This is a genomic window from Catellatospora bangladeshensis (assembly GCF_016862575.1).
Lineage (GTDB): Bacteria > Actinomycetota > Actinomycetes > Mycobacteriales > Micromonosporaceae > Catellatospora > Catellatospora bangladeshensis.
Map to the genome: position 1 here is coordinate 29808 of NZ_BONF01000045.1, position 16724 is coordinate 46531.

13 protein-coding genes are annotated in these 16724 nt (G+C 73.3%); 1 reads left to right on the plus strand and 12 read right to left on the minus strand.

The genetic code is table 11. From position 1 onward, the window contains the following. Positions 1-5 precede the first annotated feature (5 nt). Positions 6-731 (minus strand): ABC transporter permease, encoded by a 726-nt coding sequence (locus tag Cba03nite_RS32830; RefSeq protein ID WP_203754834.1) that lies wholly within the window; start codon positions 729-731, stop codon positions 6-8. A 100-nt stretch (positions 732-831) separates the two neighbouring features. Continuing rightward, a complete protein-coding gene (locus Cba03nite_RS32835) occupies positions 832-1542 on the minus strand; it encodes an ABC transporter permease (protein ID WP_203754836.1) in 711 nt (236 codons plus the stop codon). Between the two features lie 2 nt (positions 1543-1544). Here Cba03nite_RS32835 and Cba03nite_RS32840 point away from each other — a divergent pair, with 2 nt between their 5' ends. Further along, positions 1545-2519 (plus strand): ABC transporter ATP-binding protein, encoded by a 975-nt coding sequence (locus Cba03nite_RS32840; RefSeq protein ID WP_203754846.1) that lies wholly within the window; start codon positions 1545-1547, stop codon positions 2517-2519. Positions 2520-2654: 135 nt separating this feature from the next. On the opposite strand, the gene Cba03nite_RS32845 is transcribed toward Cba03nite_RS32840, so the two are convergent. From Cba03nite_RS32845 to Cba03nite_RS32890, 10 genes are all read right to left on the minus strand, one after another. After that, entirely contained in the window at positions 2655-4241 is a 1587-nt protein-coding gene (locus Cba03nite_RS32845; protein ID WP_203754849.1) for an FAD-dependent monooxygenase, read from the minus strand. A 180-nt stretch (positions 4242-4421) separates the two neighbouring features. Continuing rightward, a complete protein-coding gene (locus Cba03nite_RS32850; RefSeq protein WP_203754852.1) occupies positions 4422-5597 on the minus strand; it encodes a cytochrome P450 in 1176 nt (391 codons plus the stop codon). A gap of 156 nt (positions 5598-5753) precedes the next feature. Next, positions 5754-7028 carry an MFS transporter gene (locus tag Cba03nite_RS32855; RefSeq protein ID WP_203754855.1) on the minus strand — a complete coding sequence of 425 codons (1275 nt, stop codon included), beginning with the start codon at positions 7026-7028 and terminating at the stop codon, positions 5754-5756. Next, positions 7025-7600 carry a helix-turn-helix domain-containing protein gene (locus tag Cba03nite_RS32860; RefSeq protein ID WP_203754858.1) on the minus strand — a complete coding sequence of 192 codons (576 nt, stop codon included), beginning with the start codon at positions 7598-7600 and terminating at the stop codon, positions 7025-7027. The genes Cba03nite_RS32855 and Cba03nite_RS32860 overlap by 4 nt, the downstream gene beginning before the upstream one ends. A 211-nt stretch (positions 7601-7811) precedes the next feature. After that, on the minus strand, positions 7812-10355 hold the full coding sequence (locus Cba03nite_RS32865) for an ABC transporter permease (RefSeq protein ID WP_203754860.1): 2544 nt from the start codon (positions 10353-10355) through the stop codon (positions 7812-7814). Next, on the minus strand, positions 10355-11146 hold the full coding sequence (locus tag Cba03nite_RS32870; RefSeq protein ID WP_203754862.1) for an ABC transporter ATP-binding protein: 792 nt from the start codon (positions 11144-11146) through the stop codon (positions 10355-10357). The genes Cba03nite_RS32865 and Cba03nite_RS32870 overlap by 1 nt, the downstream gene beginning before the upstream one ends. A gap of 196 nt (positions 11147-11342) precedes the next feature. Then, complete coding sequence (locus Cba03nite_RS32875; RefSeq protein WP_203754864.1) at positions 11343-13895, minus strand: ABC transporter permease; 2553 nt, start codon at positions 13893-13895, stop codon at positions 11343-11345. Further along, positions 13892-14677, minus strand: a complete 786-nt coding sequence (locus Cba03nite_RS32880) for an ABC transporter ATP-binding protein (protein WP_203754866.1) — start codon at positions 14675-14677, stop codon at positions 13892-13894. The genes Cba03nite_RS32875 and Cba03nite_RS32880 overlap by 4 nt, the downstream gene beginning before the upstream one ends. A gap of 74 nt (positions 14678-14751) precedes the next feature. Then, complete coding sequence (locus Cba03nite_RS32885; RefSeq protein WP_275411634.1) at positions 14752-15423, minus strand: response regulator; 672 nt, start codon at positions 15421-15423, stop codon at positions 14752-14754. Positions 15424-15426: 3 nt separating this feature from the next. Continuing rightward, entirely contained in the window at positions 15427-16719 is a 1293-nt protein-coding gene (locus tag Cba03nite_RS32890) for a sensor histidine kinase (RefSeq protein ID WP_239126189.1), read from the minus strand. Positions 16720-16724: the final 5 nt, after the last annotated feature.

A 16724-nucleotide genomic window follows, 5' to 3' on the forward strand; every position in this document is an offset into this window, starting at 1 on the left:
TACGGCTAGGCCTCGCCCGGCAGCGCGTCGGCGACCGAGGCCGGCGGCCGGTGCGCGCCCCGGCGCAGCGCCCTGGGCAGCAGCGCCTTCTCGGCGAGCGCGAGCAGCCCCTCCATACCCAGGCAGAGCACCGCGACCAGCAGCCCGCCGGCCAGCACCTGCCCGCCGCCCGCGTTCATGCCCAGCCCGAAACCGCGACTGATGATCATGCCGAGGCCGCCGCCGTTGACGAACGCGGCCAGCGTCGCGGTGGCGATCACCTGCACCGCCGCGATCCGGAACCCGTTGGCCAGGTACGGCACCGCCAGCGGCAGCTCCACCTTGCGCAGCAGCTGACCGCCGGACAGGCCCATGCCCCGGCCCGCGTCGCGCACCTCGGGGTCCACCTCACGCAGGCCCAGGTACGCGTTGGCCAGCAGCGGCGGGATCGCGAACAGGGCCAGGGCCAGGATGATCGCGGGCTGGCCGAAGCCGATCGCGGTCAGCGGGAAGATGGTCAGCAGCGCCACCGTCGGGATCGCCCGGCTCAGGTTGGTCACCGTCACCACGGCCGGCCCGCCCCGCCCGGCGTGCCCCAGCCAGATGCCCAGCGGCCAGGCCACCGCGCACCCGAGCGCCACCGCCGCCGCCGAGATCCACAGATGCTCCCCGGTCCGCGCGAGGATCCCATCCGGATTGGTCCAGTTCAGCGGGTCGTTCAGCCATACCACCGCGTCGTCGATCCCGCTCATGCCGCGCCCCCCGCCCGCCGCGTGGTTGCAGTTTCGGGGAAACCGCGGGATGGCGGCCGCTCTTTCGTGCAGTTTCCCCGAAACTGCGCCACGGTCGGGGTCATGCGGTCCTCCGGCGGGTCCAGGGGGTGACGAGGCGGGTGAGGAGGAGGAGGGCGAGGTCGAGGACCAGGGCGAGGGCTACGCAGAGGAGGGTGGCGGTCATGATCTGGGGGCGGTAGAAGTTGGTGTTGAAGCCGCCGATGATCAGGTTGCCGAGGCCGCCGAAGCCGACGATCTCGCCGACGGTGACCAGCGCCACGGTGGAGACCGTCGCGATGCGCAGGCCGGTCATGATGCCGGGCATGGCCAGCGGCAGCTCGATGCGCCACAGCAGGGCGCCGCGGCCGTAGCCCATGCCCCGGGCCGCGTCCAGCACCTCGGCGGGCACCTGGCGCAGGCCGGTCAGCGTGTTGCGCACGATGGTGAGCAGCGCGTACAGGATGAGTCCGATCAGCACCGTCACCGGGGTGATGCCGGTGAACGGGGCGAGGAACGCGAACAGGGCCAGCGACGGGATGGTGTAGAGCACACCGGTGAAGCCCAGGATCGGCCCGGTCAGCGTGCCGAACCGGTACGCCAGCACGGCCAGCGGGATCGCGAGCACCGTGGCCACCACGACGGCGGCTAAGGTCAACAGCAGGTGTTCGCGCAGCGCGGCGAGCAGGGTGTCGGTGTTCTGGCTGACGTAGCTCCAGGAGAACCAGGGATTACGTGGATCGTCGCCCGCGACGGCCCAGCCGGACACGGCGTAGCTGACCTTGGAGGGCATAGGTGAACCGTACCGCCGCGGTGTCGATCCGGCTGGAGGGTGTCCGCAAGCAGTACGACGACGGCACCGTCGCCGTCCGTGAGCTGAGCCTGGAGCTGCCCGCCGGGGAGCTGACAGTGCTGGTCGGCCCGTCCGGCTGCGGCAAGTCCACCATCCTGCGCATGATCAACCGGCTGATCGAGCCGTCCGCGGGCCGGATGTGGCTCGGCGATGACGAGATCACCGCGGTGGACCCGATCGGGCTGCGCCGCCGCATCGGGTACGTCATCCAGAACGTCGGCCTGTTCCCGCACCAGACCGTGCGCGACAACGTGGCCACCGTGCCGAAGCTGCTCGGCTGGCCGAAGCAGCGCGTCGCCGAGCGCACCGCCGAGCTGCTCGACCTGGTCGGGCTGGACCCGGCGCGGTACGCGGCCCGCTACCCGCACGAGCTGTCCGGCGGGCAGCGCCAGCGGGTCGGGGTGGCCCGCGCGCTGGCCGCCGACCCGGTGGTGCTGCTGATGGACGAGCCGTTCTCCGCGGTGGACCCGATCGTGCGCGGGCGGCTGCAGGACGAGTTCCTGCGGCTGCAGCAGACGGTGCGCAAGACGATCGTGTTCGTGACGCACGACGTGGACGAGGCGGTGCGCCTCGGCGACCGGATCGTGGTGCTGTCCGAGGGCGGGAGGCTGGAGCAGTTCGCCCCGCCCGCGGTGCTGCTGTCGCGCCCGGCCAACGACTTCGTGGCCGAGTTCGTCGGGTCCGACCGCGGCATCAAGCTGCTCGCGGTGACCCCGATCCCGCGCGAGGGCCTGCGCCCGCTGCCGGACGGCCACGTCTCGGCCGCGCAGGCGCCGTCGGTGCCGCTCGGGGGCTCGCTGCGGGACGCGCTCGCCGCGCTGCTGGAGGGCGACACAGGCTGGGTCGCCGTGCACGACGGCGGCACCGCGCTCGGCATCCTCACCCCGGAGGACGTCTACTCCGTGCTGCGCCGCTGACCCGGCCCGCCGGGATCATCCGGCTTGATCGTCCGACTTGCCTGGCACATGGGCGTATCTTGAGCGCGCATACGCCCATGTGCCAGGCAGGTTGAGCGATCTTGTGGGGCGTGGGGGACGATTTCGGATGGGCGGTCAGCGGGGTGCGCCGAACCAGCGGGTGAGGGCCTCCGGGAGGCCGGCGGGGTCGCCGGGGGCGGAGGCGGCCCAGGCGACGTAGCCGTCGGGGCGGATCAGGAGCGCCGGGGGAGCGTTCCGGTCGTGCGACCGGGCCGCGACGACGGTCACCCGGTCCCGCCACGGCGCGGCGGCCCCGGCGTGAGGTGCGGCGGCCTCCCCGGTGAGGTCGAGCAGCAGGGGGCGGGCATCGCGCAGCAGGGCGGCCAGGCGGGTGCGCCGGCCGCCGACGACCAGACGCAGATCGGGGACCAGCCGCCCCACGAGCGGGTGGCCGCCGCCCAGGTCGTACGCCGTGTCGGCACCGGCAAGGCCCGCGGCGATCTCCCGCCGGAACTCCGGCTCGCGCAGGCGCACGGCCAGCGCCTCCCGCCGCGCGGTCACCTCGGCGCCGGGTGCCATCAGGGCGGCCTGCTCGGCCGTGCGGGCCAGCGCCCGACGGGCCAGCGGAGCCCGTTCGGCCTGGTAGGTGTCGAGCAGGGCGGGGGGCACGTCGCCGCGCAGCACCGCGGCGAGCTCCCAGGCCAGGTTCACCGCGTCCTGCAGGCCGAGGTTGAGATTGGACCCGCCGAACCCGGCGAACACGTGCGCGGCGTCGCCCGCGACGAACACCCGGCCCGCCCGGTACGGCTCGGCGACGCGGCTGTTGCGGCCGGTCAGCCTGCGCAGGATCCACGGCCGTCCCTCGGGCGGCGCCAGCACGGGGATGTCGGCACCGGCCACCCGCCACAGGCTCTCCCGCACCTCCGCGAGGGTGACCGGGCTGTCCCCGCTCGGCACCGCGGCGTCCCACTCGTGCGTGCTGACCACGTGCACCCCGGGGATGAACGAGGCCAACGTGAACGCTCCGCGCGGCGTGCGGTGCAGCTGGTAGGGCCGGTACACGGCACCGCCCGCACGCAGCGCGCCGCCGGCCGTGCGCGCGGACCGGGGCAGCACCACGTGCGCCATCCGGATCACCAGGTCGCGGCTGGTCTCGCCGGGGAAGCCGATCCCGGCGGCCTTGCGGACCGTGCTGTGCGACCCGTCGCAGCCGACGAGGTAGCGCGCCCGGATCCGGTAGGACCCGTCCGGACCGGTGACGTCGACGGTCACGCCCGCGGTGTCCTGGGCCAGACCGGTCAGCGTGTGCCCGCGGCGGATGTCGGCGCCGAGCCCGCTCGCGTGCCGGGCGAACACGTGCTCCATGTGCAGCTGCGGCACGGCGAGCACCTGCAGCGGGTTGGGGCGGACCCGGCGCAGGTCCAGCCGGAACCCGGCGTACGAGAACGCGCGGATCGGGCGGGGGCGGCTGCCGTACGCGCCGGTGAGCCGGCGCCGCAGCGCCGCGGCCGGTCCGCGGTCGTGGCGGGCCAGGGCGCGGTAGAGGCCCCGGTGGTACATCACCTCGACCACCTGGCCGACCAGGCCGTTGGCGCGCGGCACCGGATCGGGCTCGGCCCGCTGCTCCAGGACCAGCACGTCCACCCCGGCCAGCCGCAGCTCTGCGGCGAGCAGCAGTCCGGTCGGCCCACCCCCGGCCACCACCACGTCGACGTCGTGCACGGCCCCCTCCAAGATCTGTTTTTGTGGACGCGCGGTGTCGTCCTGGCAGCAGCAGGCGTCCACAAAAACGGATCACGCCCACCGTGTTGTCAACCGTAGTTGACAAACGGGGGCGGCGTCAACCTGGGTTGACAGGCACGCGGTCACGCGGTCGGCCCGCTCATGAGTGGTCGGGCCGGGTCAGGTCAGGATCGGCAGGGCCTCGGTGCCGTGCTGGACGAAGCCGCGGGCGCCGTAGTGGAAGCTGAGCTGCGCGTCCGGGTCCAGGCGCAGGCCGGGGCAGGCGTCGAGCAGGGCGGTCAGCGCCGCGGCGACCTCGATGCGGGCCAGCGGCGCGCCGACGCAGTAGTGCGGCCCCAGCCCGAAGCCCAGGTGGGTACGCTCGCGCCGGTCCAGCCGGAAGGACTCCGGCTCGGGGTAGGCGTCCGCGTCGAAGTGCGCCGCCGCGATGCAGACGTAGGCCAGGCTCCCGGCCGGCAGGGCGTGCCCGGCGACCTCGGTGTCCCGGGTGACCAGGCGGTAGAGCCCGGCAGTCGGGTTGGCCCAGCGGAACGCCTCCTCGATCGCGGCCTCGGCCAGGCCGCCGTCCGTCCGCACCCGCGCGAGCGCGTCCGGGTTGAGCAGCAGCGCGGACACCGTCGCCGACATCATCTGGATGGTGGTCTCGAAGCCGCCCAGCAGCAGGCTCACCACCGCGGTGGTCACCGCCTCGGCCGAGTACGCCCCCTCGGCCTCGAACGCCCGGATGATCTCGCCCAGCATGTTGTCGCGGTGCTGGTCGTGCTCCTGCCGCACCAGCGCGGCGGTGTACTCGCTCAGCTGCGCGTACGCCGCCAGGCCCGGTGCGGCCGCGGCCTCGTCCATCGGCGAGCCGAGCCAGGTGATGATCGCGCGTACCCACGCCAGCCCCTGATCGCCCAGCTCGTCCGGGATGCCGAGCAGCGCCAGGAACACCTCCATCGGGTAGCGGGCGATGCTCGCCTCGACCAGCTCCACCTCGGCGCTCGCCGCGAGCGGGCCGAACGTGCGCCGGGCGATCGGCACCACCGCCGCGGCGTACTTCGCGCTGGCGGCGGCGCTGAAGAAGCGGTTGTGCACGCGGCGCAGCCGGTGGTGCGGCGCGCCGTCGAGCGCGATCATCGCCTCGCTCATCGGGCCCATGCCGTAGAACGCGGTGCTGAACGTGGCCGTGTCGCGCAGCGCGGCTGACACGTCCCGGTGCCGCAGGATCAGGGGCGCGTTCATCAGCTCGTCGAACACGACCGGCTGTCGCCGGCCGAGCGCCGCGAGCGTGCTGCCCAGGGTGGCGGGCGAGGGGGACCGTCGCGCGAAGGCGCTTTCCGCAGCGGGGATCATACATCGATTACAGCCACTGTCTCCGGCGTCCCGGCCACACCGACGGATGTCTGACACCCAAGTCACCCCAACGATGCACCGACGCAAGGAAGGGCACCTTCTTAACGCTTTCCGTAGTAGAAGGTGCCCTTCTTAACGGCCGGAGGCAGGGCGGGATCAGGCGGCGGCCGCGGCCGGTTCGGGCTCGCGGACCGGGTCCGGGGCGGGGCGGCGGTCCATCTCGCACCAGGTGCGGCGGAAGAGGACCGGCAGCAGGGTCGCGGCCAGGTAGAACGCGCCGAAGATCAGTAGTGTGGCGGTCAGGTCCAGGCCCTGTACGGCCCAGCCGCCGAGCAGGCCGCCCAGTGGGATGCCCGCGTAGCCGACCGCGCCGGACAGGCTCACGACGCGGGCCTGGAGCGCGGTGGGCACCCGCTCGAACATGACCGCCGACAGGATCGGGTTGACCGCCGCCATCGCCAGGCCCGCCGCGAACACCGCCGCGAGCACCGGCACCAGGTCACCGGCGAGCGCCATCACGGCCATCCGGGGCGCGCCGCCGATGAGGAAGCCGAGCGTGAACACGGCGTAGCGGGGCGCCCGCGGCGCCAGCGTGGTGAAGACGATGTTGCCGAGCACCGCGCCGAGCGAGAACGCGGCGTGCACCCAGCCCAGCGCCACCGGCGAGTGCAGCACGTCGTTCACCCACAGCGGGATGAAGACCACCGCGTTGGCCTGGTCCACCAGGTTCGTCACGAACAGCAGCGACAGGATGCCGATCAGCAGCCGGTCGCCGCGCAGGTAGGCGAACCCGCCGCGGAGCGCCTGCCAGTACGGCTCCCGTACCGTTGCCGGCGCTGTCGCCTCGTCTGCGCCGGCCTGCGTCGTGCTCGCGGCCCGGTTCGCGGGGACGAGTGCGGCCACTAGTGCGGCGCACACGGCGAAGGTCGCCGCGTCCAGCAGGACCGCCTGGCGGGCGCCCAGCCAGGCGATGAGGATGCCGCCCAGGCCGGCGGCGAGCAGGCTGGCGAGCCGGTTCAGGCCGTCGTACACCGAGGTCGCGCGGGTCATGTCCACGCCGGACGCGCGGATCGTGGCCGGGAGCAGCACGCGCTTGGCGCAGTCGCCGAGCCCGCGCAGCACCCCGGCGAGCACCAGCAGCGCGACCAGCAGGGCGAAGCCGCCCGCCTGGCCGAACGCGACGGCCGCCATGACCGCGACGCTCGCGAGGTCGGCGGCGATCGACACCCGGCGCGGGCCGATCCGGTCCACCAGCGGCGCGCCGAGCGGACCGGCGAGCACGTACGGCAGCATCTCCGCCGCCGCCGCGACGCCCATCTTCGTCGGGCTGCCCGTGGTGACCAGCACCAGCCACGGGATGGCCAGGAACGTCATCCGGCTGCCGATGACCGAGATCGTGCCCGCGGTCAGCAGCCCGGCCAGCGCCTTCACGACGCATCCTGCGGGAACGGCATGACCTGCAGCTGCACCACGACCCGGGCGGCGCCGCCGGGGGCGGGGACCTCCGGCTCGTCCCGGCGGTAGCGGTTGATCACCTCGATCAGCTCGTCCTGCATCGCGGTCGTCTCCTCCGGCGTGAGCCGCCGCGACCAGTCGCTGAACGTGCCGACGTGGACCCACGGCTCGGGGCGGGTGGCGTACTCGCTGATGGCACGGTCGACGCGGGCGGCGTACTGGGTCGTCACGGCGCGCAGGTAGATCTCGAAGTCGCCGTAGGACTCCGGTGCGACGTCGCTGACCGTGGTGCGCCGGTGCGCCGCGCGCCACCAGCGCTCGCGGGCGTTGCCGCGCTCGGTGTCCTCGACGATGAAGCCGTGCTGCGCGAGCTGGCGCAGGTGGTAGCTGGTCGCGGCGCTGGACAGGCCCAGTTGCGCGGCGAGCAGGGTGGCCGTGGACGGGCCGCGCTCGCGGAGCAGGCCGAGCATCTGCACGCGTACGGGGTGGGCGAGGCCGCGCAGGGTGCGGGGATCGAGGGAGATGGAGGAGGAGGCGTCGTCCTTCATGACCGCCAACATATCTTTGCAAAGACTTGTTGGCAATCCGGGTCGGCTGCCGGAGACGACACGGGGCACACGCATCGGCCCTCCGCAGCCACCGGCACGCCCGCGCCGCACGCCAGTGCCCGACGCCGCACCAGGGCGTCGGGCACTTAGGACGGGGAGGCGTTAAGAAGGGCACCTTCCTCTACGCAGAGCGTTAAGAAGGTGCCCTTCCTTAGTCGTGGGCGATGGCGGACAGGACGTTGATGCGGGCGGCTCGGGTGGCGGGGAGGACCGCGGCGAGGACGCCGACCAGGGCGCCGAGGACGAGGTAGACGCCTACCTGGGACCACGGGATGGCGAGTTCCTTGAGGCCCTCGTCGGCCAGGCCCTGGACCACGGCGGCGCCGAGGCCGATGCCGACGGCGACGCCGAGCAGTGCGCCGAAGACCGTGATCACCACGGCCTCCACGGTGACCATGCGCATGGTCGCGGCGCGGCTGAGGCCGATGGCGCGGAGCAGGCCCAGCTCGCGGGTGCGCTCCAGGACCGACAGGGCCAGGGTGTTGATGACGCCCAGCACCGCGATGAGGATGGCCAGACCCAGCAGCACCTGGATCATCAGCAGCAGCTGGGCGCTCTCGCCCAGCTCACGGTCCAGGAACTGGCCGGTGTCCTCGACCAGCATCTCGGGGCTGTCCACCAGCAGCGCCTCCAGGCCCTTGCGGGCGGCCGCCGCGTCCGCGCCGTCGGCGAGCCGGACGTACGCGAAGGACGGCGCCGGGGTGCGCATCCCGGGCACGATGTCGGGCCCGAAGATGAACCCGCCGTAGAACGGGGTCGCCTGGTACATGCCGATGATCCGGAACGTGGTGGGCTCGCCCCGGGGCAGCCGTGCGGTGACGGTGTCGCCGACGGCGAGCCCGGAGTCGGCCGCGTACGACTCGCCGACCACGACCTCGCCCGGCGCCGGCTGGGACAGCACCCCGGCCGCGGCGACCAGCGAGAAGTCCTGCACGACGGTGGGCAGGTCGGTGACCGCCGTGGCCATCCGCGGCTCCCCGTCGATGACGGCCTGCTCGTTGTACTCGGCCGCGACCGAGCGCACCCCGGCCAGCTCGCGCATCTTGGGCAGCAGCGCCTCGTCGAAGGTGGGCAGCATGCCCGGCGAGCCCTGCCCCGAGATGATCAGGTCGGCCTGGAAGGCGTCCGTGGCGTCGCCGCGCAGGCTGCGGTCGGCCGAGGTGATGATGGTGTTCACGCCGGTGATCAGCGCGACGCCGACCATCAGCGCGGCGGCGGTGATCGCGGTGCGGCGCGGGTTGCGGCCGGAGTTGAGCCGCCCCAGCTTGCCCGGCACCGACCAGGAGAACAGCCGCCCGAGCACGGACACCGCGGGGCGGGCCAGCGCCGGGCTGAGCAGCGCCACCCCGACGAACGCGGCCAGCACCCCGCCCAGCAGCAGCCACAGCACCGCGTCGCCGTCGGTGGCCAGGCCGTACGCGATCGCGCCGGTGCCCAGCGCGCCGAGCACGGTGCCGCTGACGGTGAGCTTGGTGAGCGGCCGGTCCGGGGTGGCCACCTCCTGCAGCGCGGCGACCGGGGGCACCCGGGACGCCCGCACCGCGGGCAGCAGCGCGGCGATCATCGTGACGCCGATACCGACCACGAACGCGCTGATCACGGCGGCGAGCGGCAGGCCGATGCCGGCCAGCACCAGGCTGCTGAAGCTCGCCGCGACCTCGGCCAGCAGCGCGCCGACGCCGACGCCCGCGGCCAGGCCCAGCACGGCGGCGACGAGGCCGATGACCAGCGCCTCCACCATGACCGAGCCGATGACCTGGCGGCGGCTCGCGCCCAGGGCCCGGCTCAGCGCCAGCTCCTTGGTCCGCTGCGCCACGATGATCGAGAAGGTGTTCAGGATGAGGAACGTGCCGACGAACAGCGCCACCCCGGCGAAGCCGAGCAGGATGTTGTTGAAGAAGGACAGCGCCTCCTTGAACCCGTCCGCGATCGCCGCGGCGGCCTCCGCGCCGGTCTGCACCTGGTAGCCGTCGCCGAGCGCGCCGCGGATCGCGTCGCGCAGGGCGGCGGGGTCGGTGCCGGGCGCGGCGGTGACGCTGAGGCTGGTGTACGCCCCGGGCGTGCCGAGCATCAGCTCCTGCGCGACGGGCTCGGTGAACCGGACCTCGTGCACCGGGCCGCGGCCGGGCAGGCCGCCCTCGTAGCCGAAGACGCCGACCAGGGTGAACATCTGCTTGGGCTTGGTGGTGAGCACGCCTACTCGGTCGCCGACCTTGAGCTTGGACAGCTCGGCCAGGGTCACGTTGATGGCGATCTCGTCGTCGGCGCTCGGGCCGCGGCCCTCGCGCAGTTCCAGGCCGCCGGTCTCGCCGGTCCAGTTGGCGCCGAAGCGCGGCGGGCCGAACGAGGTGACGACCTTGCCGTCGGCGCCGATGACGCGGGCGCCGTCGGCCTGCACCTCGCCGACGACCCCGGCCACGCCCGGCACGGCGGCGACGGTGTCGCGGTCGGCGCTGCGCAGCAGGCCCGGCACGGCCTCGCCCTCCAGCTCCGACACGTCGATCGCCGGGTCGGCGGCGACCAGCACGTCGGTCTCGGCCATCGCCGAGGAGAACATGTTGTCGAACGAGCGGCCCAGCGCGTCGGTCAGCACGAACGAGCCGGACACGAACATCACGCCCAGCAGCACGGCCAGGCCCGACAGGACCAGGCGCAGCTTGCGGGCGAGCAGGCTCTTCACGGTGGCGCGCAGCATCAGTGCTCCGCCCCGGCGGGCGCGACGCGGTCCAGGCTCTTGAGGGTGTCCAGCACCGACTCCGGGGTGGGCTGGGTCAGCTCGGCGACGAGCTGCCCGTCGGCGAGGAAGACGACCCGGTCGGCGTACGCGGCCGCGTTGGCGTCGTGGGTGACCATGACGATGGTCTGGCCGTACTCCGTCACGCTGCGCCGCAGGAAGCCGAGCACCTCGGCGCCGGAGCGGCTGTCCAGGTTGCCGGTCGGCTCGTCGGCGAAGATGACCTCGGGGCGCGACACCAGCGCGCGGGCGCAGGCGACGCGCTGCTGCTGGCCGCCGGAGAGCTGGCTGGGGCGGTGCCCGAGCCGGTCGCCGAGGCCCACGGTGTCGATCACGGTGCGGAACCACTGCTGATCCGGCTTGCGCCCGGCGATCGCCAGCGGCAGCAGGATGTTCTCCTCCGCGGTGAGCGTCGGCAGCAGGTTGAACTGCTGGAAGATGAAGCCGATCTTCTCGCGGCGCAGCCGGGTCAGGCCGGCGTCGTTCAGGCCGGTCAGCTCGGTGTCACCGACGTGCACCTGCCCGCGGCTGACCGCGTCGAGCCCGGCCAGGCAGTGCATCAGGGTGGACTTGCCCGAGCCGGACGGGCCCATGATGGCGGTGAAGCGGCCACGTTCGAGCTCGACGTCGACGCCGCGCAGCGCGATGACCTGCGCCTCGCCGGTGCCGTACACCTTCCACAGGCCGGTGGCGCGGGCGGCGGCGGTCTCCACCCGCTGGCGGGTCAGGGGCGGGGCTGCTGCTGGAGTCATGGGGTCCTTCCTCGGCCGGATGACATGGACCGGCCGGCCTGGACGCCAAGGCGGGGGCGTCCGGACCGGCCGGTGTACTCATCGTCGCGGCGGAAAGAGCCGCATCCCTCGACCCGTGGGGTGAACCCTCCCCGGTTCACGACGCGGGGAAAGGCCCCACGTCCGGGTCAGGGTCGCCCCTGACCCGGACGGGCGCTCACTCGTACGAGATGGCCTCCAGCACGTTGAGCCGGGCCGCGATGCGGGCCGGGAGCACCGCCGCGGCGATGCCGGCCACGACCGCGATCGCGAGGTACTGCAGCAGGTCCAGCCACGGGATCGCGATCACGGAGGCGAACTCGATGGTGATCAGCGCCTTGGTGAACGCGGCCCCGAGACCGACCCCGAGAGCCAGCCCGAGGGCGACGCCGAAGACGGTGATCAGCACCGACTCGACGGTCACCATCCAGACCAGCCCGCCCCGGCTGAGCCCGACCGCGCGCACCAGGCCCAGCTCGCGGGTCCGCTCCACGATGCTGAGCAGCAGCGTGTTGAGGATGCCCAGCACCGCGATGACCAGCGCCACGATCAGCAGCCACTCGACCGCCGTCAGCAGCAGGTCGTAGGAGGCCGTGGCCTGCTCCACGTAGGACTGCCGGTCGCCGACCTGGACCCCCGGGTAGTCCTTCATGATCTTCTCGATCTGGGCCACCACCGGCGCCGCGTCCACGCCCTCGTTCAGCGACACGAAACCCTGGAACGCCAGCGGGCCGGGGAAGTCCTCGACCGCGGGCAGGCCGACCAGGATGCCCAGGATGATCGGCGTGGTCTTGTAGACCCCGACCACGGTGTAGTCGCGGGTCACCCCGCCGATCACCACCGGCGTGCGGTCACCGGCCTTGAGCTTGAGCGTTTCGGCGGTGTTGTCGTCGACCACCAGCTCCTGCGCGGCCAGGGTGCGGATCGAGCCGTCGACGGCGTCCATCGGGAACATCCGCGAGGCCTGGCCGACGTCGGTGGCGAAGATGCCGAAAGCGGACGGCTGGTTCGCCACGCTCACGTTGAGCGCGTCGAAGTGCCACGCCGCGGCCTCCTTGACGCCGGGGATGGCGCGCACCTGGTCCAGCGCCTTCGGGTTGAAGCCCTGGCGGCCGTCGGGCGCCGCGGTGACGCTCGCCTGGATCATCACCTCGACCCCGATGCTGTCGCCCATGATGTCCTCCAGGCTGGTCTTGAAGGACTGGACCACGGTCGCGGCGGTGCCGATCACGGTGACGCCGATGATGATCGCGGCGGCGGTGACGGCGGTGCGGCGCGGGTTGCGCACCGCGTTGCGTACGCCCAGCTTCCCGGCCGAGCCGCGGCCGATCAGCGCGCCCAGCCCGCGCACCAGCGGGCGGGCCAGCAGCGGCGACAGCAGCAGGGTGCCCACGAACAGCAGCACCGCCCCCGCCAGCAGCACCAGGAACGCGGTGCCGCCCATGTCGGCCAGCGCGCCGGTCAGCACCAGCGCCAGGCCGGGCACGGCCAGCACCGCGCCCACGACCGACAGCGCGACCAGCGACTTGTCCGGGCGCACCACGTCGCGCATCGCGGCCACCGGCGGCACCGACGAGGCGCGTACGGCGGGCACGAACGCCGCGATCAGCGTCACCAGCACACCCAGCGCGTACGCCAGCACCACCGTGATCGGCTTGACGATGATGCCCGCGCTGGGCAGCTCGAACTCGCCGATCAGCATGTGCTCCACCCACGCGCCGAGCCCGGCGCCGATGGCCAGGCCCAGCGTGGCGCCGAGCACGCTGACCACCAGCGCCTCCAGCAGCACGGACCCGGCGACCTGGCCCCAGCTCGCGCCCAGCGCGCGCAGCAGCGCCAGCTCACGGGTGCGCTGCGCGACGATGATGTTGAACGTGTTGAAGATCAGGAACACGCCCACCACGGCCGCGAGCACCGCGAACCCGATCAGGATGTACTTGATGAAGTCGAACACGACCCCGATCTGGGCCGACTGCTCCTCGCTGCTCTCCTCGCCGGTCAGCGCCTTGAACCCGGACGGCAGCTTCTCGGCGATGCGCTGCTTGAGCACGGTGTCGCTGACGCCCTCGTCGGCGGCGAACGACGCCCCGGCGTAGCGGCCGGTCGCGCCGTAGAACGTCTCCTGCGCGTACGCCTGCTGGAACATGACCACCGACTCGCCGGCCAGGCTGTCCCGGCCGCCGGAGTAGCCGGCCACGCCGACCACCTTGAACGTGCGCGGCTCGTTGAGCACGGGCACGTACACCTTCAGCGAGTCGCCGCGCTTCACCCGGGCCAGCTCGGCCGTGTACGCGGTGACGGTGACCTCGTCGGCGGCCTGCGGCCAGCTGCCCTCCCGCAGCTCGACCAGGCCCAGCGGGTCGTCCTTGCCGTCCACGCCGAAGCCCAGCATGGCGTCGGCGCTGACCGGCTCGCCGTCGTCGGACCGGAACGGGATCACGCCCTGCGCGCTGACGTCGGGCGACACCGCCCGTACGCCGTCGACCTCGGACAGGGTGCGCAGCTGGTCGTCGGTCAGCCGGACGGGGTCCACCGCCTGCGGGTCCTTGGGCTGCACCACCACTGCGACGTTGGCGTTGATGGTGCTGAACAGCGACCCGAACCGGGCGTTGAGGGTGTCGGAGAGCACCAGGCTGCCGGCGAGGAAGCCCACCGACAGCACGATGGCGATGAGCGCGAGCGACAGCCGCAGCTTGCGCTGCAGCAGCCCGCGCAGGCTGGCCTTGATCATTCGGCGGCCCCCGCGACCGGGGCGGCGTCCAGGCGCTTGATCCGGTCCAGCACCGCGTCCGCCGTGGGGGCGGTCAGCTCGTCGACGATCTGCCCGTCGGCCAGGAAGATGACCCGGTCGGCGTGGCTGGCGGCGTTGGCGTCGTGGGTGACCATGACGATGGTCTGGCCGTGCTCGGTGACGCTGCGGCGCAGGAAGTTCAGGATCTCCGCGCCGGAGCGGCTGTCCAGGTTGCCGGTCGGCTCGTCGGCGAAGATCACCTCGGGGCGGGACACCAGCGCGCGGGCGCAGGCGACACGCTGCTGCTGGCCGCCGGAGAGCTGGCTGGGGCGGTGGGTCAGCCGGTCGGCGAGCCCGACCGTGGTGATGACCGTCCGGTACCACTCCGGGTCCGGTTTGCGCCCGGCGATGGCCAGCGGCAGCAGGATGTTCTCCTCGGCGGTCAGCGTCGGCAGCAGGTTGAACTGCTGGAAGATGAAGCCGACCTTCTCCCGGCGCAGCCGGGTGAGCCCGCCGTCGTCCAGGCCGGTCAGCGCCGTGTCGCCGACGGAGATCTGGCCCCGGGTGGCCGTGTCCAGCCCGGCCAGGCAGTGCATGAGGGTGGACTTGCCGCTGCCGGAGGGGCCCATGATGGCGGTGAAGCGGCCGCGTTCGAGCTCGACGTTCACGCCGCGCAGCGCGATCACCTGTGCCTCGCCCGAGCCGTACACCTTCCAGAGATCGGCGGCGCGGGCGGCGGCGCCGGCGCCCGCGGCGGGCGCGTCGGAAACCTGAGAAGTCATGCCCCACAGGCTGTCAGCGCGTGTCCAGCCCTCCCTCAGACCCTGGGACGGTCTTGCCCGCGCCGCTCTCCTCCTCAGGTAGGAGAGCCGGGTCGTACCAGGCCCGTCTCGTACGCCAGCACCACCGCCTGCACCCGGTCGCGCAGGCCCAGCTTGGTCAGCACGTGCCCGACGTGCGTCTTGACCGTGGTCTCGCTCACCGTCAGCGCCCGCGCGATCTCCGCATTGGACAGGCCCCGGGCCACGTGCACCAGCACCTCGCGCTCGCGCTCGGTCAGCGTGCTCAGCGAGTGCGGCACCGTCGCCTCCGGGTCGGGCAGCAGCCCGGCGAAGCGGTCCAGCAGCCTTCGCAGGATGCGCGGCGCGACCACGGCCTCGCCCGCGGCCACCGTGCGGATCGCCGCCACCAGCTCGTCGGCGGGCACGTCCTTGGCCAGGAAGCCGCTGGCCCCGGCGCGCAGCGCGCCCACCACGTAGTCGTCCAGGTCGAACGTGGTCAGGATGAGCACCCGCACGGGTAGCTTCGCCACGGTGATGTCGCGGGTCGCGGCCACCCCGTCGCGGCGCGGCATGCGCACGTCCATCAGCACCACGTCGGGCAGCAGGCGCCGGGCCAGGTCCACCGCCTCCGCGCCGTCGGCCGCCTCGCCCACGATGTCCAGGTCGGGCTCGGCGCCGAGCACCATGCGGAACCCGCTGCGCAGCAGGGGCTGGTCGTCGGCGAGCAGCACCCGGATCGGCTTCAACGTTCAGACCTCCGCCTGCGTCTCGGCGACCACCCCGGCGTGGCCTGCCTGCTCCATGGGGATCCGCGCGTGCACCCGGAAACCGCCGCCCGGACGGGGGCCGGTGCGCAGCGTGCCGCCGTACACGGCGACGCGCTCGCGCATGCCGAGCAGGCCGTGGCCGCTGGTGCCCGGCGTGACCCCGTCTGCGGTGAGGGTACGCGTGTGCGGTCCGCGCCCGGTGTCGAACACCTCGATGGTCAGCTCCCGCCCGTCGGCGCTCAGCCGCACCTCGGCGCGCGCCGGCCCGGCGTGCTTGAGCGAGTTGGTGAGCGCCTCCTGCACGATCCGGTACGCCGTCAGCGCCACCCCCGGATCCACCACGTCCACCTCCCCGTCCACCCGCAGCGAGGTGGACAGCCCCGCCTCGCAGACCTGGTCCACCAGCGTGCGCAGACCGGACAGGCCCGGGGTGGGGCTCAGCCCGTCCGCGTCGTCGGCCTGCGCGCTCTCCGAGCGCAGCACGAACAGCAGCCGCCGCAGCTCGCGCAGCGTGGTGCGGCTGGTCTGCTCGATGGTGGCCAGCGCCTCGTCGGCGGCGGCCGGGTCGCGGTGCAGCATGCGGCGCGCGCCGGTGGACATCACGCCGATCACGCTGACGTGGTGGGCGACCACGTCGTGCAGCTCGCGGGCGATGCGGCGGCGCTCCTCGGCCACCGCCTGCTCGGCGTGCGCCTGCTGGTTGGCCTCGGCCGCGAGCGCCCGCTCGGCCAGCGCGGCGGACGCCTCCCGGCGCGCCCGCACGGTGCGGCCGGCCAGGAACGTGATCACCATCACCGCGAGGTTGACGATGATCCCGGCCGACAGGGAGATGAGCTGGCGGCCGTCGGCGTCGCGCATCAGGCCGTGCTGGAACGCCCATACCCAGATCAGGTCGTTGACCAGCCACAGCACGGCGGTGCCGAGCACCGCGCGCCACCACGGCTCGTACGCCGCCACCGTGTACGCCAGCACCCACAGCGCCACGCCCTGCCCGCCCAGCAGCGCGTCCGGCCACACCGTGCCGACGGCGGTGAGGAACGCCGTCAGCCCGATGGCGAACCACAGGTGGGTGCGGCGCAGCACGATCGGCGCCAGGCTGACCGCGCTCCACAGGAACGTGACCAGCGTCGTCTGCATCAGCCAGGACGGCTGGGCGTACGCCAGCAGCACCTGCACCACGAACAGCCCCGCCGCCAGCGCCGCGTCGGCGCGCAGCGGCGTCCACCAGGTGGGCTTCCACCAGCGGAAACGCGACGGCGCGGGGGTCAGGGGCACGCGGC